This window comes from Arthrobacter sp. GCM10027362, from assembly GCF_042679445.1.
GTDB lineage: Bacteria > Actinomycetota > Actinomycetes > Actinomycetales > Micrococcaceae > Crystallibacter.
Genome location: NZ_JBHTML010000021.1, coordinates 15,188 through 33,831 on the forward strand (window position 1 = coordinate 15,188; position 18,644 = coordinate 33,831).

Below are 18,644 nucleotides of genomic sequence, written 5' to 3' on the forward strand. Positions count from 1 at the left end.
GCTGTCAGTCCTCCCCTGTACCCAGTACCGCGGCGACCTCGGCAGCCGGCAGCCGGCGGAACGCACGGCGGCTGCCCCGGCTGGACAGCGGGTCCCTGTCCAGCACCGCGATTTCAAGCAGGTCCGGCCCCAGCTGCCGGACACCCGCTTCCCCGGCATCGCTGCCGCTGTCGCCGGCCAGCGCCGAGACGGCGGCCCGGATGACCTCCGGGAAATCCATGTCTTCCTTCCAGCTGCGCCGCAGGGCCTCGCTGAGCGAATCGGCCTGGCCGCCCATCACCACGAAGCCCTTCTCATCCGCGATCGAGCCGTCGAAGGTCAGCCGGTACAGATGGTCCTGGGCCGGCATCGCCCCTACCTCGACGACGGCGAGTTCGACCTCGAACGGCTTGGTGTCGGCGGTGAACACCGCGCCCAGGCTCTGCGCATAGACGCTGGCCAGGCCGCGGGCGGTGACGTCCCCGCGGTTGTAGGAGTAGCCGCGCACATCCGCATAGCGGACGCCGGCCTGGCGCAGGCTTTCGAACTCGTTGTACTTGCCGACGGCGGCGAAAGCGATCCGGTCGTAGATCTCCCCGACCTTGTGCAGCGACACCGAGGGGTTTTCGGCGACCAGGGCGATGCCCTCGCGGCAGCTGAGCACCATGACCGAGCGGCCGCGGGCAATGCCTTTCCGGGCGAAGTCCGCCCGGTCCTTCATCAGCTGTTCGGGCGAGACATAGAACTGCTGCGTCATGCTCACGCCTCCCGTCCGGCCACGGTGCGCGAGGCGATGACGCCCTCGGCCGCGGCAGCCAACTCGCTTTCGGGGATGCGCCGGGCGCCGGCGGCATTCACCGTATAGACCACCGGCCACAGCTGCCGGACCACGTCCGGGCCGCCGGTGGCCGAGTCGTCGTCGGCGGCGTCGTAGAGTGCTTCGACGGCGACCCGCACCGCGGCGGCTTCATCCAGGTTTGGCTTCCAGAGCTTCTTCAGCGAGCCGCGGGCGAAGACCGAGCCCGAGCCCACGGAGTGGTGCTCCTGTTCCTCGTAGCGGCCGCCGGTGACGTCGTAGGAGAAGAGCCGGCCCTCGTGCCGGTCGATGTCATAGCCGGCAAACAGCGGCACCACGGCCAGGCCCTGCAGCGCCAGCCCCAGGTTGCCCTGGATCATGGCCCCGAGCCGGTTGGCCTTGCCCTCCAGGCTCAGCAGCGTCCCTTCGATCTTCTCGTAGTGCTCAAGCTCCACCTGGAACAGCCTCGTGACGTCCAGGGCCAGGCCGGCCGTGCCGGCGATGCCCAGGACGGAGTACTGGTCCGCGGGGAACACCTTCTCGATGTGCCGGCTGGCGATCACATTGCCCATGGTCGCTCGGCGGTCCCCCGCCATCAGCACCCCGCCGCCGAAGGTCATCGCGACGATCGTGGTGGCGTGCGGCACCGGCGGCGCTGCCGCCGGGCCGCCGGCCGGGAACTGGAGCCCGCCCGGCACCGCACCGCGGGCACCGGGCAGCAGTTCCGGCGCCGTGCGCGCCAGATACTCCGAGAACGAGGCCGTCGCCGAATGGGCTATCTGCGAAAAGACCGCACCTGGACCACCTGCCGGCATGGTCATGGGTTACTGACCGCCTTTCTGCACGAAACCGCGCACAAACTCCTCGGCGTTCTGCTCCAGGACGCCGTCAATCTCATCGAGCAGATCATCTGTGCCCTGGGTTTCGGCCGAACCCGCGGCGGCAGGCGCCGGCTCCGGCACAGGAGCGTCGTCGTAATCCTCCTCGACGCTGCGGCTGTCCACATTCTTGCGGTCCTGGGTTGCCATCACTGCCTCCTTGACGGTTCTAGGGTCCCATGGTGCTTGCTGGCCAATGCCGGTTGTCCCGGCACTGTTAATAACGTTTCGACTGGTGCTTATGTTGCCACGCCGTTGGTTGGTCCGGGGCCCAGCAACGCCGCAATGAATTCTTCCGCCGAAGCGGCCTCCTCGAAGAGCCGGCCGGTCAGCTCCCGCGTCCCGCGCAGCGGCTCCCGGGTGGGGATCCGCTGCAGCCTGCGGTTGTTCGGCAGATCGAAAATCACCGAATCCCAGCTGGCCCCGACTACCTGCTCGGGGAAATGGTCGATGCACTTGCCCCGGAAGTAGGCCCGGGTGTCTTCGGGCGGTTGGCGGACCGCTTCCAGGATTACGGCGTCCGGGAGCAGCCGCTCCATCTTGCCCCGGGCGGCCAGGCGGTAGTACAGACCCTTCTCCGGACGCAGATCCGCATACTGCAGGTCGATCAGGCCCAGGCGCGCCGCGGACCAGTCCAGCCCGTCGCGCTCCCGGTAGGCCTCCAAAAGCTTGAGCTTGGCCACCCAGTCCAGCTGGGCGGAAGCTTCCATCGGGTCCCGGCGCAGCACTGCCAGCAGGTTTCCCCAGCGCTCCAGCACGTCGGCGGTCATCCCCTCGTCCGTGCCCAGCCGGCGGCAGTGCGCCGCGGCCGCCTCCAGGTACATTTCCTGCAGGTCCAGTCCGGTAACCATGCTGCCATCCTTGAGCGCCACCTTCTGCTGCAGCGTCGGGTCGTGGCTGATGGCCTGCAGGGCCTGCACCGGTTCGTGCAGCTGGATCTGGGGTACGTCCCCGTGCTCGATCATGGACAGCACCAGCGCGGTGGTGCCCAACCGCAGGTAGATCGAGACCTGGCTGAGGTTGGCGTCTCCAATAATCACATGAAGCCGCCGGTATTTCTCCGCCACCGCATGCGGTTCGTCCCGGGTGTTGATGATCGGCCGCCGGATGGTGGTCTCCAGCCCCACCTCCGCCTCGAAGAAGTCCGCCCGCTGGCTGATCTGGTAGCCGCTCTGCCGCCCGGTCACGCCGCGGCCCACCCGTCCCGCCCCGCAAATGATCTGGCGGGAGACAAAGAACGGGATCAGCCCGGTGACAATGTGCCCGAACGGCACGCTGCGCGGCATCAGGTAGTTTTCGTGCGCACCATAGGAGACGGACTTGTTGTCGGTGTTGTTCTTGTACAGGTTCACCGGGGCGAACCCGGGTGTCTGGGCAATCCGGCGCAGTGCGGTGAGCACCACCACGTCCCCGGCCTTGTCCCAGCGCACAGCGTCCAGCGGATTGGTCACTTCCGGGCTGGAATACTCCGGGTGGGCATGGTCCACGTACAGCCGGGCGCCGTTGCTGAGCACCATGTTCATCAGCACCCCGCCGGAGGACTCCTCGGCATAGAAGTCGTTGCCGGTCGGCCGGCGTCCGCCGGCGAGGGCAATCTGCTCCGCATCCAGCACCGGCGGCATATCCGTCAGCTGGGACGGATCGGCGTCCTCCCGCGAGACCTCCCAGCCGCGTGCATCGTGCAGCGGCTCCTCGTCCGTATAGTCCCAGCGGGTCCCGGCCAGGTTGCCGAGCCCGCTGCGGACCGTCGCGGCATAGGCGTTGATGATTTGGGAGGAAAGCACGGTGGAATTGGCCAGCGGATCTCCCGGAGCATGGATGCCATACTCCGTTTCGGTTCCCATCACGCGGTTGACGCTCACAGATACTGCCCCGTGTTCGGCATGGTTTCGATGGACTTTCCGGCCTCCTGGCCCGCCTTGCCCTGGATGATGGTGCGGATGTAGGTGATCCGTTCGCCCTTCTTGCCGGAGATGCGTGCCCAGTCGTCCGGATTCGTGGTGTTGGGCATGTCCTCGTGCTCACGGAACTCGTCCACCACCCCGCGCAGCAGATGCTCTATCCGCAGGCCCTTCTGGCCGCTGGTCAGCAGGTCCTTGATCGCGTTCTTCTTCGCCCGGTCCACCACGTTCTGGATCACGGCCCCGGAATTGAAGTCCTTGAAGTACAGCATTTCCGTGTCGCCGCTGGCGTAGGTGACTTCCAGGTACTCGTTGGACTTGTCGGTCGAGTACATGGCCTCCACCGTCCGCTGGATCAGCGCCTCCACCGTCGCCTTCCGGTCGTTGCCATGCTCGGCCAGGTCGTCCGGATGGATCGGCAGGTCCGTGGTGATGTACTTGGCGAAGATGTCCGCGGCCGCCTCGGCGTCCGGGCGCTGGATCTTGATCTTCACGTCCAGCCGGCCCGGCCGCAGGATGGCCGGATCGATCATGTCCTCGCGGTTGGAGGCGCCGATAACGATGACGTTCTCCAGCTTCTCCACGCCGTCGATCTCGCTGAGCAGCTGCGGCACGATGGTGGTTTCGACGTCGGAGGACACGCCGGTGCCGCGGGTGCGGAAGAGCGAATCCATCTCGTCGAAGAACACCACCACCGGGCTGCCGTCGGAGGCCTTCTCCCGGGCACGGGCGAAGATCAGGCGGATATGCCGCTCGGTTTCGCCGACGTACTTGTCCAACAGCTCCGGGCCCTTGATGTTCAGGAAGTAGCTGCGCGCTTCCTTGGTGCCGCTGCGTTCGACGGCGCGCGCGGCCAGGGCGTTGGCCACTGCCTTGGCGATCAGCGTCTTGCCGCAGCCGGGAGGGCCGTACAGCAGGATGCCCTTGGGCGCCTTCAGCCCGTGCTCGCGGTACAGGTCCGGATGCAGGAACGGCAGTTCGACGGCGTCGCGGATCTCGTCGATCTGCGGGCCGAGGCCGCCGATGTCCTGGTAGGAAATGTCCGGCACTTCCTCGAGGATGAGGTTTTCCACCTCGCTGCGCGGGATCTTCTCCAGCGCGTAGCCGCTGCGGCCGTCGATGGAGATGGCGTCCCCCACCCGCAGCCGCTCCCGCTGCAGCATGCCGGACAGCTTGACCACCCGTTCCTCGTCCGCACGGCCGATCACCAGCGCCCGGTCCGTGTCGAGCAGTTCCTTGATGGTCACCAGTTCGCCGGCCCGTTCGAAGCCGAGCGCGGCCACCACGGTCAGGGATTCGTTGAGCAGGACCTCCTGGCCGGGGCTGAGCTGGCTGAGATTGATCAGCGGGCTGACCGCGACGCGCAGCTTGCGGCCGGACTGGATGATGTCCACGCTCTCCTGCACGGTCGCCGCGGTGCTCACGCCGGTCCGGGCGTGCTGGGCGGGATTGACCTGGGTGATGGTGGCAAAGCTGAACGGGGTTTCGCCGTCCCGCTCCAAGGCGTCCTTGAGCCGGACGATCTCGCTCTTCGCGGTTTCGAGCATGGAGACAAGCCGGCTGTTGTTCACGGTGGCGGCTGCCAACTGCTTGTCCAGGTTCCGGATCTTGTCCCGCAGGACATTGAGCTGGCGCTGGGCCACGGTCAACTCATCGGACGGAGCGCCGCCCGGGGCCGGATCATGCATCGGGTTCTGGTTTTCACTCATCACCGTGACCTGCTCTCTTGAAACGGGTGCCTTCCAATGACCCTATCCGTCTACCTTACGAAGTCTCACCCACTTGACAATGGAAACGTTCCGGAGGCGGCCATAATTCCGGACCGCGCGGCCGGCGGCAATGGGGGGCCTTCGGCCCGGCCCGCCGCGGCCGGACGGGCCAAAAGCGGCGGGCCGGCCGCGCCAAAAGATGCAGATAAAGAAAAGGTAACTGTTCGGCGGGGCCGGTCCGGCGCCGTCGGACGCCCCGGCCCTATTCCGGCCGCTGGCCCTCGGGCAGGTCCTTGAAGGCACCGCGCTGCACGGTGGAGGCAGCGTCCTTGGCGGCGCGGCGCAGCTTCTTGTCGGAGATCGGCCGCTCCCCCAGCCCTTCGGCGTTCCAGGCCTCATCGTCCCCGGCCCAGGCCTGCACGTCCTCGGCGGCGAATTCGGTCTTGGACGGGCGGCGTTTGGGCGTCAGGCCCGTTACGCCCTGGGCCAGCCGGCGGGCGCTGAGCAGGAAGCCGGTGTGTGCCACCATCCGGTGGTCCGGGCGCACGGCCAGGCCCTCCACGTGCCAGCCGCGGACCATGGACTCCCAGGCCTCGGGCTCGGTGAAGCGGCCGTCGGCGCGAATGGCCTCGGCGGTGCGCGAGAGCTGGGTCACGGTGGCCACGTAGCTGATCCACACCCCGCCGGGGGCCAGTACGGCGGCCACGGCATCCAGGCACTCCCACGGCGCCAGCATGTCCAGGACCACGCGGTCCACGCTGCCCGGTTCCTCCTGCTTGACCACTTCGTCCTGGAAATCCCCGATCGATACGGACCAGGCCGGGTGCGGACCGCCGAAGAACGTTTCAACGTTGCCGCGGGCGATGTCGGCGAACTCCTCGCGGCGCTCATAGGAATGCAGGTAGCCGCCGTCGCCCACCGCGCGCAGCAGCGAGATGCTCAGGGCGCCGGAACCGACACCGGCCTCGACCACGCGGGCCCCCGGAAAGATGTCCGCCATGGTCACGATCTGGCCGGCATCCTTCGGGTACACCACTGCCGCCCCGCGGGGCATGGAGAGCACGAAGTCGGAGAGCAGCGGACGCAGCACCTGGTACTTGTGGCCGATGGTGTTGGTGACCACGCAGCCCTCGGACGCGCCGATCAGGTCATCGTGCGGCAGGAACCCGCGGTGGGTGTGGAACGCCCCGCCCGGCGTGAGCGTGATGGTGTTCATCCGTCCCTTTTCGTCCGTCAGCTGCACCCGTTCCCCGGGACGCAGCGGTCCGCGGCGCTGGTCGGCTCCGTGCGGGATGGTGGAGGGGCTCATGCTGGTCCTGCTTCCGGTCGAAGTGCGGGCGCGGCCGCTGAAGGACCCGCCCGGTCATGGATACGGCCGATGGTTTCAGAGCGGCCCATTGATTCTATGATGCGCGCCGTGATATGGCGTGCTTCAGCGGCGTCCGGGCACCTTGCCGGTGAGCGCCCGCACCACCGAATCCTGCAGCAGCAGTCCGGTCACCCGGCTCTGCCGGTCGATCACGGCGTATTCATTGCCGGCCACCCGGGCCAGGTACTGTATCAGCTCCTGCCCGGCGGCCCATTCCGGGACGTAGGCGCCCGGTGCCAGTGCCCGGGCGATGGCCGCCGCGGGGGTGGTCCCCGCCGCGGCGGCAGGGACGCTGTGCAGCGCCTGCAGGTCCACCACCGCCTCCGGCTGGCCGGTCGCCGCGGTAAGGATGATTTCGGCTTCGGGACTGTCCTGCCGGGCGGCGGCCACCTGGGCGACGCTCGCCGTGGCCGGCAGGCCAATGGCGCGGACCTGGAGTCCGCCGGCGGTCACCGCCGGCAGGCGCAGGCGCAGCCTGGCCTGGGCGATCGAGGCGCTCGCGCCGCTCCAGAGAAAACCGCCGACCAGCACCATCATCAGTACGAATACCAGGTCGGGGCGGCGGCCCATCAGCGCGGGCAGCACGGCGAAGCCGAAGATCAGCAGGATCACGATGATCCGCCCGGCCCATCCGGCGGCCACCGTGCCCTTCTCCTGGCTGCCGGTGGCCTTCCACACCGCTGACTCCACCAGCCGGCCGCCGTCGAGCGGCAGGCCCGGAAGCACATTGAAAACGGCCACGGCCAGGTTCACCAGCACAAAGCTGTCCGTAAGCAGCCAGCCCACGGGATCGCCGGCGAACAGCGGCCGGACGACCCAGCCCAGGCCCGCCAGCGCGAAATTGGCTGCCGGGCCGGCCAGCGCCACCACCAGGGACCGGCCCGCGGAGGCCTGGAAATTCTCGAACTGCGTGTGCCCGCCCCACAGATTGAGCACAATCCGCGCGGTAGGCCAGCCGAAGGCACGGGCGCTGAGGGCATGGGCCAGTTCGTGGACCAGCACCGAAAGCAGCAGCAGCACCGCGTAGCTGAAGGCCACCAGGTAGGCCAGGCTGCCGATGCCCGGAATTATGGCCCGGACCTGCGGGGAGAACACCAGCACGATGAAGGCCGCGATCGCGAACCAGGACCAGGCCAGGATGACCGGCACGCCGCCGACCCGGCCCAGCGGGATACCTTCGTTGCGCTGTTTGCCCTGGCCGGCCTCTTCGGTGCCGCCGCCCGGCTGCAGCCGGCTCATGCGGTTCCCCGCGGCACGGCGGCCTCGGCCTGCGGCGCGGCTTCGCCGGTGACCAGGGCCTCCAGGTCCGCCAAGCCCCGTCCGGCCAGGCTGTCCCAGCGGTGCCGGCCCGGGTCATCCGGCACCTGCACCACATGCGGGATGGCCACCGTGACCAGTCCCGCCGCCTGCGCCGAGGAGGCCCCGGGCAGCGAATCCTCCAAGGCAATGATCCTGGACTTGTCTACCCCCGGACGGACACCGCTAAGGTGTTCGACGGCGCGCAGGTAGGGCTCGGGGTGCGGCTTGCCGTTCGCCACCATGTCACCGGTCACCAGGTGGCCGAAACTTCCGGCCGGCAGCCGCTCCACGATTTCCTGTGCCAGCAGCTTTTCGGACATGGTCACCAGCGCGGTGGGGATGCCGGCGTCGCACAGCTCGGCCAGCAGTTCGCGTGCCCCGGGCCGCCAGGGAATCCTGTGGCGCACCTGCTCGATCACCGAACCGATCAGCTCGTCAATGATTTCCCGGATCTCCAGCCGGACGCCGGCCTGCTGCAGCACGGCGGCGGAGGCCGGCAGCGCATTGCCCACGAGCCCGCGGCCCAGCTCCTCGGACCAGTAACCATCGAAGCGCTCCACGAGCTGCAACTCCGCGGCGATCCAGTACGGCTCGGTGTCCACCAAGGTCCCGTCCAGGTCCCAGAAGACTGCCTGGACACGGGAAGGGATCGCCGGCGAACCGGGCGCGGCAGGAGATGGCATGCCTCAAGTCTACGGTTTCCGGTTCAGGCCCGCGGCCCCGCGGGCGGTTCTATGCTTAGCGCGAAGAGGCGGCATGCTCACTGACAACTCACCGGAGGAGGACTAGGGTGAAAAGGTGAGCGAGATGGAAAACAATCAGACGCAGGGCTTGCGGCGACTGTTCCCCAAGCCGGCACCGGGGGCCGGACAGCAGCGGCTCACGGTCATGATCGCCGCCTTCGAGGGCTGGAACGACGCCGGCGAGGCTGCCACCGATGCGGTCAAGTACCTCAACCGGCTCTGGGACGGCTCCAAGGTCGCCACCATTGATCCCGACCTGTACTACGACTTCCAGTTCACCCGGCCTATTATCCGCCGCACCGCTTCCGGCCAGCGCCATATCAAGTGGCCGACCACGAAGCTGACCCGCTGCAGCATCCCGGGCTCGGACATCGACGTCATCTTCGTCCATGGGGTGGAACCGTCCTACCGTTGGCGCGCCTACACGGCCGAGCTGCTGGCCCATGCGACGGAGCTGAACGTCAACTGCATCCTGCTGGTCGGCGCCCTGCTGGCCGACGTGCCGCACAGCCGGCCCATCCCGGTGACCGCCACCAGCGATGACGACGCCGTCCGGCAGGCGCTGAACGCCGAGTCCAGCCAGTACGAGGGACCCACCGGCATCATCGGCGTCCTCGCCGAGGTCGCCTCGATGGCCGGCATTCCCACGGTCTCGCTGTGGGCCGCAGTTCCGCACTATGTGGGCCAGGCTCCCTCGCCCAAGGCAGAGCTGGCGCTGCTGCACAGGATCGAAGACATCTTGGGGGTGCCGCTGGAAACCTCGGTCCTGTCCGAAGAGGCGGAGGCCTGGGAACGCGGCGTCGACGAGCTCGCCACGGAGGATCCGGAGGTCGCCGCCTACGTGCGCCAACTGGAGGAGGCCAAGGACACTGCCGAGCTGCCCGAGGCCACCGGTGAATCCATCGCCCGCGAATTCGAGCGCTACCTCAAAAAACGCCGCAAGGAATAGCCCCTCCACCCCGGCAAAAACCGGCCGGCAGATGCTGACTCACGGGAAAAATGGGTCAATAGGTGCTCTTCCCGGGCAAAAAGCGGCCACCACCGGCCGTTGATCGGCCGAAGGGGCCTGCCATAGCCGGTCAGGCAGGCCGACGCCCCCGCAATCCCGGACACTCGAGGCGCGCCGCGCCCATGGCATGAAACCGGCCACTTTTCCCGCGGCGAGGACATCTGAGGACATCTGTTGGCCGGTTCTTGCCAGGAGGGGACATCTACTGACCGATTTTGTCCCGGGGGTTAGAGCCGGATGCCCAGCAGCGCGTCGAGGAGTTCGCCGAAGGCCTTGGTCCCGGTGCCCTGCTCCGGCGAAGCGGCGGCCGCGCGCTGGGCGGCCGCGAACGCATCCACGGCTGCCAGCGCGGCCGGCGCGTTCAGATCATCGGACAGGGCCCGCCGGATGTCCTCGGCCAGGGCAGGCACATCCTTGGCGGCAGCCAGCGGCGCGGCGGCCCGCCAGGCGGCCAGGCGCTCCTTGCCGGCGTCAAGCAGCCGGTCGGTCCAGAACCAGTCGGAACGGTAGTGCTGGCCCAGCAGCACGGTCCGGATGGCGGCCGGATCGACCCCGTCCTCGCGCAGCCTGGAAACGAGCACCAGGTTGCCTTTGGACTTGCTCATCTTCTCGCCGTCGAGGCCGACCATGCCGGCGTGCACGAAGTGCCGGGCCAGCGGGGTCTTGGTCAGCGCGTAGGCGTGTCCTGCGCTCATTTCGTGGTGCGGGAAGCTCAGGTCGGATCCGCCGCCCTGCACGTCGAAGGTCTCCGGCAGGAACTTCCGGGCGATCACCGAACACTCGATGTGCCAGCCGGGCCGGCCGTCTCCGAGCGTGCCGCCCGGCCAGTACGGTTCGCCGTCGCGCGCCACCCGCCACAGCAGCGGATCCAGCCGGTGCCGCTTGCCCGGGCGGTCCGGGTCTCCCCCGCGCTCGGCAAACAGGGGAACCATCTCGGTCTCGGTCAGCCGCGAGGTCCGGCCCACCTCCCAGCCGCTGCCGGCGGCGGCCACCGTGTCGAAGTAGACATCGCCGTCGGGCTCGCCCGCGGTCCCCGGCACCCGGTAGGCCACGCCGTCGGCAATCAGCCGCTCGACGGCGGGGACAATCCAGGCAATCGATTCCACCGCCCCGACGTACTCGTCCGGCGGCAGCACGTTCAGAGCCTCCATGTCGGCGCGGAACAGTTCGGTCTGGTCCTTGGCCAGCTGTTCCCAGTCCACGCCCGTGGCTTTGGCCCGCTCCAGCAGCGGATCGTCGATGTCAGTGACATTCTGCACATACTGGACCCGTCGGCCGGCATCGCGCCAATAACGGTTCAGCAGGTCGAAGCTGACGTAGGTGGCGGCGTGGCCCATATGGGTCGCATCGTACGGGGTGATACCGCAGACATAGAGCGAGCCGGTCCCGGACGGCTCAATCCGGACCCGGGCGCCGGCAGACGTGTCATACAGGGACAGGTCATCCGATCCGCCGGGCACGACGGGCACAACCGGGGCGTTCCAACCAAGCAAAATTCCATTCCTTCCGGTTTACGTGCCCGTGCGGGATCTGCGGGGCCGTGATGAATAAGCGCTGCCGAGCCGGATAAATTCCCTGCCTAGGCGTTGATCAGGCCCAAGCCAAGAAGTATATACAACAGCATGCCCAGGCCGATCCGGTACCACACGAAGAGCCGGTAGCTGCGGGTGGAGACATAGCGCAGGAACCAGCCGATAATGACGAACCCGACGCCGAAAGCCACCACGGTGGCCAGCGCCGTCTCGCCCAGCCCGTACGGTCCCGGCTCGCCGAAACTCTTGACCAGCTGGAACAGCCCGCTGGCGAACACCGCGGGAATGGCCAGCAGGAACGAGTACCGGGCGGCGGCCTCGCGGGTGTAGCCCATGAACAGGCCGGCCGTAATCGTGCCGCCGGAACGGGAAACACCCGGAATCAGCGCCAGTGCCTGCGCGAAGCCGTACAGGATGCCGTGCTTGTAGGTCAGGTTCTCCAGCCTTCGTTTCTGCCGGCCGATCGTGTCCGCGATGGCCAGGAAGACGCCGAAAACGATCAGCATGGTGGCAACCAGCCACAGGCTGCGGAAGGTGCCCTCAATCTCGTCCTGGAAGAGCAGGCCGAGGATGCCGATGGGCAGCGACCCGATAATCACCAGCCAGCCCATCCGGGCGTCGGGATCTTCGCGCGGTATCTTTCCGGTCAGCGAACCGAACCAGGCCTTGACGATCCGGACGATGTCCCGCCAGAAAAAGACGACGACGGCGGTCTCGGTGCCCAGCTGCGTGACGGCGGTAAACGCCGCCCCGGGGTCGGCCGCGCCGGGCAGGAACTCGCCGACGATGCGCAGGTGCGCGCTGGAGGAGATCGGAAGGAATTCTGTCAGTCCCTGGACCAGGCCCAGGATCGCTGCTTCAAGCCAATTCACACCTTCGACAATAGGGCACCGGCCCCGGCGGGTCCGCACCGGACACAGCGCAGGAGGCCACCGTGTCCGCGCTGCCGGTCCGGGCAGCTTCCTGTTTACGGCGTTCGCACCGCCTGCCTTAGGCTTGTGGGCTATGGAGCACAAGCGTTTAGGCACCAGCGGGCTGAAGGTCCCGTGCCTGTCCCTGGGGACGATGGCCTGGGGCGAAGAGACCAATGAGGAAAACGCGGGCCTGATGCTGCGCAAGTACCTCGACGCCGGCGGCTCGCTGATCGATACCGCCGCCCTGTATGCGGACGGCAACAGCGAGGCCATCGTCGGCTCGTTCCTGGGCGAAATGGTTCCCCGGCAGGAAGTCACCCTCGTGTCCAAGGCGGGCATCGGCCTGAACAAGGGCGAACGCGAGATCGATGCCTCGCGCGGAGCCATGCTCCGCTCGCTCGATGCCAGCCTGGCCCGGCTGGGAACCGACTACCTGGACCTGTGGCTGGTGCAAACCTGGGACGCCGAGGTGCCGCTGGAGGAAACGCTCTCCGCCCTGGAATACGCCGTCTCCTCCGGCCGTGCACGGTATGTCGGCGTCTCCAACTATGCCGGCTGGCAACTGGCCCGGGCCGCCTGCCTCAGCCGCGTGCCGCTGGTGGCCATCCAGTCCGAATATTCCCTGGTCCGCCGCACCGCGGAGCGCGAAGTGATCCCGGCCGCGGCTGCCCTCGGCACCGGGATGATGGCCTGGTCCCCCCTCGGGCGCGGCGTGCTCACCGGCAAGTACCGCGGCGGCATTCCGGCCGACTCCCGCGGCGCCTCGGAGACGCGCGCGGACTATGTGGCCCCCTACCTGGAACCGCGTCCGTCCCGGATCGTGGACGCCCTGGCCACGGCCGCCCGCGGGCTCGACGCCGAGCCTCTGGACCTGGCGCTCAGTTGGGCGCTGCAGCAGCCGGGTATCGACACCGCCGTCGTCGGTCCCCGCACCCCCGCCCAGCTGGAACAGATCCTGAAGGCGGTGCCCCGGCGCATGCCGGCGGAAATCGTCTCCGCGCTGAACGATATCTCCGCGCCGCCGGCCTGATCCGGCGGATGCTCCCGGGCTACTTTTCTTCGATCTCCAAATCGTCGTCGAAAGGATCCGCGACCTCGTCCGCGTCGTCGAACTCCTCCTCGTCCTCCTCGGCGGACTCGTCGTAGATCACCAGCGGCGTGACCTCGCCGTAGGTGTCGTAGAGTGCGTCTTCGTAGGCTTCGAAAGCCTCCATAATGGCCGAGAAGGCCGCTTCGACGTTAGGATCGTCGTCACCGCGCCGGCTGGCAGCAGCAGCCAGATGCTCCTCAAGGGCGGTCGTGAGTGACTGGAGAGCAACACGCGGATCAATACTCATGTAGTAGACGTTAGCCGTAGAGGGAAGAATAAGTGAAGAGAATGGGAGGGCAATGAGGGAACAATTTCTGGCCAACGAACCGGCACGCGAACGCGACCATGCCCGCCAGTACGAATACCTGATTCTGACGGTTAACAAGGGCGAATCCCTCAAGGAAGCCCGGCGCGCGCTGGTCGAGCACGCGGAGTACGGGAAGTGGGATCTGGTGCGTACCAGGCTCTATCTGGGCGGCAGCCGCAAGTACTGGCTGAGGCGCCGGATCATGCGCGTGGAGGCGACCATCTGAGGCATCCGCCCCGGCTTCACTCCGCCAGGGGACCGAGCCAGGCGGTGGCGATGGTGGCGTGGGCGGACTCGTCGTCGGACGGGTGGTACAGCCCTGCCAGCACGTCCCGGTACAGCCGCTCCAGCTCCGTGCCGCGGAAGTACCCGGAACCGCCGCAGACCCGCGCCGCCAGCTCCACCACCTGCTTGGCGGTCTCGGTGGCGCGGATCTTGACGCCGGAGAGCTTGGCGAACCAGAACCGGCCATGGTCCGCCAGGTCGTCCACGTCCCGGGCGATGACCTCCAGCTGCGGGTACAACCCGTCCATCGCCAGGGCCGCCTCCGCCACGCGCCGGCGGATGTCCGGATCCTGCGCATAGTTCCTGCCGGTCTTCAGCGACATCCGCCGTTCGGCCGCCTCAACCGCCAGTTCCAGCGCCCGCTGCCCGATCCCCGCGTACACCGAGGCGAGCAGGATCTCGAAGGTGGCAAAGATCCCGAAGATCAGGACGTCCGGGTTCGGCCCCACCGGCAGCTTCCGGAACACCCGGTCCGGGGCGGCTACCACGCCGTCGAGCACGGTGGTGCAGGACTGGCTGGCGCGCATGCCCAGGGTGTCCCAGTCGTCCTTGATGGAGTAGCCCGGAGCGTTCCGGTCGATGAACGCCCACACCAGCTGCGGCTGGTCGCCGCCATCGTCCCGGCCGAACACGCCCAGCCGCGTCCACGCCGGAGACAGGCTCGTGAACACCTTGGTGCCGGTAAAGCTGTAGCCGCCGCCCGCGTGCGGTTTGGCCACGGTCCGGGAGTCGAACAGCACCTGGTCGTTGCCCGCCTCGGAGACGCCGAAGCCGAAGATCTCGCCCTGTCCCGCCTCGCGGAGCACATAGTCCAGGGAACTGTCCCCGCGGACCTGCAGCACCCGGGCCACGCCGGTCCACACCAAGTGCATGTTGACCGCCAGTGCCGTAGCCGGGGCCGCCGACGCCAGCCGGGTCTGTGCGCGGGAAACATCCTGCAGGCGGTAGCCGAGCCCGCCCCACTCCTCGGGCACGGACATCTTCAGGTAGCCGGCAGCTTTCAGATCCGCCAGGTCCTCGTGGCAGAAGCTGTTCGCCGCGTCGTAGCCGGCGGCCCTGCCCCGGATGGTCTCCAGCAGCGCGTCGGTGAGAAGTTCCTCGACAGTGATCGCCATGGGTATCCCTTCCCCGCTCCCCTAGTACGTGGCCAGCAACCTGTGCAGCACGCGGGTACCGAATTTCAGCGATTCCACCGGCACCCGCTCGTCCACTCCGTGGAACATGCCGGTAAAGTCCAGGTCCTCCGGCAGCCGCAGCGGCGCGAACCCGTAGCCGGTGATGCCCAGCCGGTGCAGGGCCTTGTTGTCCGTACCGCCGGAGAGCGTATACGGCAGCACGACGGCGTCCGGGTCCTCGGCGCGTAGCGAATCCACCATCGCGTCCACCAGGTTCCCGGCAAACGGCGCCTCCAGCGCGACGTCGTTATGGACGTAGCTGACGTCGATGCCCTCGCCCGCCAGCTCCTTGATCCTGGCCAGCACCAGCGCGTCCTGGCCCGGCAGCGGTCGCGCGTCGATGCGCGCCTCGGCCAGCCCCGGGATCACATTGTCCTTGTACCCGGCCCTGAGCACGGTGGGGTTGGAGGTATTCTGCAGCGTGGCACCGACAAATCGTGCCACGGAACCGAGTTCCTTGAGCAGGATCTCCGGATTGTCCGGATCAAAGACGACGCCGGTGAGTTCCGTAACGCCGTCGAGGAACCTGCGGGTGGTGTCCGTCAGCTCGATCGGCCAACGATACTCGCCGATCCGGGTGACGGCGCGGGCCAGGTTGGTCACGGCATTGTCGGTGCTCAGCTGCGAGCCGTGGCCGGCCCGCCCCTGGGCCACCAGGCGCAGCCAAGCCAGGCCCTTTTCCGCCGTCTGCAGGAAGTACGCCCGGCGGCCGCCGACCGTGGAGGAAAAACCGCCGACCTCGGAGATGGCCGCCGTGGCGCCGTCGAAAAGCTCCGGCCGGTTGTCCACGGCCCACTGGGCGCCGTACCTGCCGCCGGCTTCCTCGTCCGCGAAGAAGGCGACCACCAGGTCCCGCTTCGGCTTCGTCCCGCTCCGGGCCATGCAGCGCACCACGGACAGGATCATCGCGTCCATGTCCTTCATGTCCACGGCACCGCGGCCCCAGATCAGCCCGTCCTTCTCCTCTGCGGCGAACGGATCCACGGACCAGTCCGGCTTCTGTGCCGGCACCACGTCCAGATGCCCGTGCACCACCAGCGCGTCGGCGGACGGATCCTCGCCCTCCAGCCGCGCCACCACCGAGGCGCGGCCCGGGCTGGATTCGAAAATCTCCGGCGCCAGGCCCACCTCCGCCAGCAGCCCGGCCGTATATTCGGCAGCCGCCCGCTCCCCAGGGCCCTCGTTGTCCCCGAAGTTGGAGGTATCGAAGCGGATCAGTTCCTGGCAAATGCGGCCGACTTCCTCGGCCGGGGACGGTACAGTCATGGCTTCTCCTTGGCGATGGGTCAGGATCCCAGCCTAGCGTTCGGCGGCTCCCCCTTCCCCCGCAAGCTCGGGCCCCGGCCGCCTCACTTTTCGCCGCCTTCCCCTGCTCCTCGAGCCCGGCACGGGCACCCGGGCACCCGGGACTCCATCCGAATGCCCGGGTTTTGCTGAGCCCGGCCGGAATGACCCGGACGTGACGGGCGGCACGCCTGACCGATTAAGCACTTGGCCAAAAACGTGTTAGAGTTTTTCTCGCTGCTTTCGAGGGAAACGCTTCGCCGCTCCAATCGAAATCGACACCTGCGCGGGTGGCGGAATGGCAGACGCGCTAGCTTGAGGTGCTAGTCCTCTTATTGAGGGTGGGGGTTCAAGTCCCCCTCCGCGCACAGGGAAAGGCCCCGGAAATCCAAGGATTTCCGGGGCCTTCTTTTGCCCTCCGCCATGCGGAGGCCGTTTTCGCCCGCGCGGGGCATGAACCGCCGTCAGGGGTTTCGGACGGCGACCGTGCGGTCCGCCGTGTCCAGCTCCAGGATCAGGCAGATTGCGCCGACGAACACGGCCGGCGGCCGATGGGCAGGGCCCGGGGACCTGTCTTCCCGGGCGGTGCAGCACGGATACTAGTGTTTTCCCTGGCACAGCAGCGATCGAAACGAGGAACACCATGAGCACGCTGAAACAGCGCCTGCAGGAGGACGTCGTCGCCCACATGAAGGCCGGCAACCGGACCGCGCTGACCACGGTCCGCAATGTCCTGGGCGAGATCGCGACCCGCGAAAAGTCCGGCAAGACGCCGGTCGAGCTCGACGATGCCCAGACCACCGCGCTGCTGCAGAAGGAAGCCGCCAAGCGCCGTGACACCGCCCGCATCTATGCGGAGGCGGGCCAGACGGACCGTGCCGCCGCGGAGATCGCCGAAGCCGAGGTCATCGAGGCCTACCTGCCGCAGCCGCTGACCGCAGCCGAGGTGGAGGCCATTGTCGACGAGGCAATCGCCGCGCTGAAGGCCGGCGGTGTGGAGCCGTCCATGCGGCAGATGGGGGCCGTGATGAAGCCGGTCACCGCCAAGGTTGCCGGCCGCTTCGACGGCAAGGCCGTCAGCGAGATCGTCCGTAAACGCCTCGCGTCGTAGCCGGGCTCCGCGCCGCATCTAGCGGGCCGCATACGCCTCCGTGTTCCGGGAAATCCGCCGCAGCAAGGCTGCCAGCGCGGCGAGCTCGTCCTCGCCGATCCCCTCCAGCAGCGCCCGGTCCAGTTCCATGCAGCGCGGCATTTCGGTTTCCACCAAGGCCCGCCCGGTGCCGGTCAGTTCCAGCAGGACCACGCGGCCATCCCGCTCCAGGCGCCGACGCTGAACCAGGCCGGCCTGCTCGAGCCGGGCGGCGTGCTTGGTGGTAGCGGCGCTGCTGAACAGCGTGGCGGCGGTCACCTCGCTGGCGCGCAGCGGGCGCTCGCTGCGTGCCAAGGCGCACAACACATCGAATTCGGCCCGGGCCACGCCGGCCGGAGCCAGCACCTGGTCCAGCAGCTGGACCGTCTGGGCCGAGATGCGCGTGATGCGTCCCATCAGTTCCATCCCCGAGGTGTCCAGCCCAGGCCAAGCCTTCCGCCAGCCCTGCCGCGCCCGGTCGATAAAGTCTGCGTCCCTGGCTTCCGCTGCCATTGCCTGCCTTCCCGTGACTTGAACCCCATTCAGTATTTTACAGGTACTTTACTTGTGTAATATTTCCGGGTGACGTTGCCTGCATCCGCCTCCCGGCCCAATAGCCGCGTGCGCCATTCGCTCGGCGCCTTCGCCCATTCCATTTCCCCGCAGGCCTGGCACTGGCGCCAAGTGCTGGCCGTGCGACAGGCCGACGCCGTCATTGCCCCGGCGGTCAAGGTAGCCGTCGCGGTAACCCTGGTCCTGGTAGCGGGCGGACTGCTGGGCCATGGGGACATTGCGGGCATCGCCGCCCTGGGGGCGCTGAACTCCGCCTTCTGCCGGTACGAGCCCTATCCCCTGCTGGCCCGCAGGGCTGCCTTCGTGGGCGCCGCGCTGGCGGTCAGCATGGGCGCAGGCGCCGCGCTGGGCGTTGCCGGAGCACCGGCCTGGCTGCAGATTGCCGTACTCGCCGTCGCGGCCGGCTTGTCGGCACTGGTCCTGATGGCGTTGCGTATCGTGGGGCCCGGGCCTGTGATCCTGATCTTTGCGGCGGCCGCCGGCGCAGGGTTCGGGCAGCTGCCCGCGGATATTGCCGCCGTCATGGCGGCCTCGGCCATCGGCTCGGTTACGGGCTGGGCCGTGGTCATGGCACCCGGGCTGTGGCTCCCCCTGGGTCCGGCCAGGCTGGCTGCGGCCCGGGCCGTGGCGGCAGTGGCGCAGCTGGAGCACGACGGCGACACCGGCCTGGCC

The 18,644-nt window shown here is 68.1% G+C and carries 19 protein-coding genes and 1 tRNA gene; 6 read left to right on the forward strand and 14 right to left on the reverse strand.

Features of this window, described 5'->3' with window-relative positions; all coding sequences use genetic code 11:
• Positions 1-4: 4 nt before the first annotated feature.
• The 8 genes from prcA to ACFQ36_RS05755 form a co-directional block, all read right to left on the reverse strand.
• Entirely contained in the window at positions 5-736 is a 732-nt protein-coding gene (gene prcA, locus ACFQ36_RS05720) for a proteasome subunit alpha (protein WP_377011514.1), read from the reverse strand.
• Between the two features lie 2 nt (positions 737-738).
• On the reverse strand, positions 739-1,596 hold the full coding sequence (gene prcB / locus ACFQ36_RS05725; protein WP_377011516.1) for a proteasome subunit beta: 858 nt from the start codon (positions 1,594-1,596) through the stop codon (positions 739-741).
• Positions 1,597-1,599: 3 nt separating this feature from the next.
• Positions 1,600-1,803, reverse strand: a complete 204-nt coding sequence (locus ACFQ36_RS05730) for a ubiquitin-like protein Pup (protein WP_377011517.1) — start codon at positions 1,801-1,803, stop codon at positions 1,600-1,602.
• A gap of 89 nt (positions 1,804-1,892) precedes the next feature.
• Positions 1,893-3,497 carry a depupylase/deamidase Dop gene (dop, locus tag ACFQ36_RS05735; RefSeq protein WP_377011547.1) on the reverse strand — a complete coding sequence of 535 codons (1,605 nt, stop codon included), beginning with the start codon at positions 3,495-3,497 and terminating at the stop codon, positions 1,893-1,895.
• 14 nt (positions 3,498-3,511) lie between these two features.
• Positions 3,512-5,263 carry a proteasome ATPase gene (gene arc / locus ACFQ36_RS05740; protein ID WP_377011519.1) on the reverse strand — a complete coding sequence of 584 codons (1,752 nt, stop codon included), beginning with the start codon at positions 5,261-5,263 and terminating at the stop codon, positions 3,512-3,514.
• Between the two features lie 262 nt (positions 5,264-5,525).
• On the reverse strand, positions 5,526-6,572 hold the full coding sequence (locus ACFQ36_RS05745; RefSeq protein WP_377011521.1) for a tRNA (adenine-N1)-methyltransferase: 1,047 nt from the start codon (positions 6,570-6,572) through the stop codon (positions 5,526-5,528).
• A 123-nt stretch (positions 6,573-6,695) separates the two neighbouring features.
• Complete coding sequence (locus ACFQ36_RS05750) at positions 6,696-7,871, reverse strand: site-2 protease family protein (RefSeq protein ID WP_377011523.1); 1,176 nt, start codon at positions 7,869-7,871, stop codon at positions 6,696-6,698.
• A complete protein-coding gene (locus tag ACFQ36_RS05755) occupies positions 7,868-8,614 on the reverse strand; it encodes an HAD family hydrolase (RefSeq protein WP_377011525.1) in 747 nt (248 codons plus the stop codon). Before ACFQ36_RS05755 ends, ACFQ36_RS05750 begins: the two co-directional genes overlap by 4 nt.
• Before the next feature lie 124 nt (positions 8,615-8,738).
• Here ACFQ36_RS05755 and ACFQ36_RS05760 point away from each other — a divergent pair, with 124 nt between their 5' ends.
• Complete coding sequence (locus ACFQ36_RS05760; protein WP_377011527.1) at positions 8,739-9,623, forward strand: PAC2 family protein; 885 nt, start codon at positions 8,739-8,741, stop codon at positions 9,621-9,623.
• Positions 9,624-9,910: 287 nt separating this feature from the next.
• On the opposite strand, the gene mshC is transcribed toward ACFQ36_RS05760, so the two are convergent.
• Both mshC and ACFQ36_RS05770 read right to left on the reverse strand, forming a co-directional pair.
• Positions 9,911-11,176, reverse strand: coding sequence for a cysteine--1-D-myo-inosityl 2-amino-2-deoxy-alpha-D-glucopyranoside ligase (mshC, locus tag ACFQ36_RS05765; protein ID WP_377011529.1), 1,266 nt, complete (start codon positions 11,174-11,176; stop codon positions 9,911-9,913).
• A gap of 86 nt (positions 11,177-11,262) precedes the next feature.
• Complete coding sequence (locus ACFQ36_RS05770; RefSeq protein ID WP_377011531.1) at positions 11,263-12,087, reverse strand: undecaprenyl-diphosphate phosphatase; 825 nt, start codon at positions 12,085-12,087, stop codon at positions 11,263-11,265.
• 133 nt (positions 12,088-12,220) lie between these two features.
• On the opposite strand from ACFQ36_RS05770, the gene ACFQ36_RS05775 reads away from it, so the two are divergent.
• A complete protein-coding gene (locus ACFQ36_RS05775; RefSeq protein ID WP_377011533.1) occupies positions 12,221-13,159 on the forward strand; it encodes an aldo/keto reductase in 939 nt (312 codons plus the stop codon).
• A 19-nt stretch (positions 13,160-13,178) separates the two neighbouring features.
• Here the strand turns inward: ACFQ36_RS05775 and ACFQ36_RS05780 are convergent, their stop codons facing one another.
• Entirely contained in the window at positions 13,179-13,466 is a 288-nt protein-coding gene (locus ACFQ36_RS05780) for a hypothetical protein (RefSeq protein WP_377011535.1), read from the reverse strand.
• 52 nt (positions 13,467-13,518) lie between these two features.
• Between ACFQ36_RS05780 and ACFQ36_RS05785 the strand changes: the two genes are divergently transcribed.
• Complete coding sequence (locus tag ACFQ36_RS05785; protein ID WP_377011537.1) at positions 13,519-13,752, forward strand: DUF5703 family protein; 234 nt, start codon at positions 13,519-13,521, stop codon at positions 13,750-13,752.
• Between the two features lie 16 nt (positions 13,753-13,768).
• Here ACFQ36_RS05785 and ACFQ36_RS05790 read toward each other — a convergent pair whose 3' ends face one another.
• Entirely contained in the window at positions 13,769-14,920 is a 1,152-nt protein-coding gene (locus ACFQ36_RS05790; protein ID WP_377011549.1) for an acyl-CoA dehydrogenase family protein, read from the reverse strand.
• Positions 14,921-14,947: 27 nt separating this feature from the next.
• On the reverse strand, positions 14,948-16,252 hold the full coding sequence (locus tag ACFQ36_RS05795; protein WP_377011539.1) for a M20/M25/M40 family metallo-hydrolase: 1,305 nt from the start codon (positions 16,250-16,252) through the stop codon (positions 14,948-14,950).
• A gap of 302 nt (positions 16,253-16,554) precedes the next feature.
• Here ACFQ36_RS05795 and ACFQ36_RS05800 point away from each other — a divergent pair.
• Together ACFQ36_RS05800 and ACFQ36_RS05805 are read left to right on the forward strand one after the other, a co-directional pair.
• Positions 16,555-16,638: transfer RNA gene (locus ACFQ36_RS05800), tRNA-Leu, on the forward strand.
• Between the two features lie 275 nt (positions 16,639-16,913).
• Entirely contained in the window at positions 16,914-17,381 is a 468-nt protein-coding gene (locus ACFQ36_RS05805; protein WP_377011541.1) for a GatB/YqeY domain-containing protein, read from the forward strand.
• An 18-nt stretch (positions 17,382-17,399) separates the two neighbouring features.
• Here the strand turns inward: ACFQ36_RS05805 and ACFQ36_RS05810 are convergent, their stop codons facing one another.
• Complete coding sequence (locus tag ACFQ36_RS05810; RefSeq protein ID WP_377011543.1) at positions 17,400-17,912, reverse strand: MarR family winged helix-turn-helix transcriptional regulator; 513 nt, start codon at positions 17,910-17,912, stop codon at positions 17,400-17,402.
• A gap of 69 nt (positions 17,913-17,981) precedes the next feature.
• Between ACFQ36_RS05810 and ACFQ36_RS05815 the strand changes: the two genes are divergently transcribed.
• Positions 17,982-18,644: hypothetical protein (locus tag ACFQ36_RS05815; RefSeq protein ID WP_377011545.1), on the forward strand; the 663-nt coding region annotated here is incomplete at its 3' end.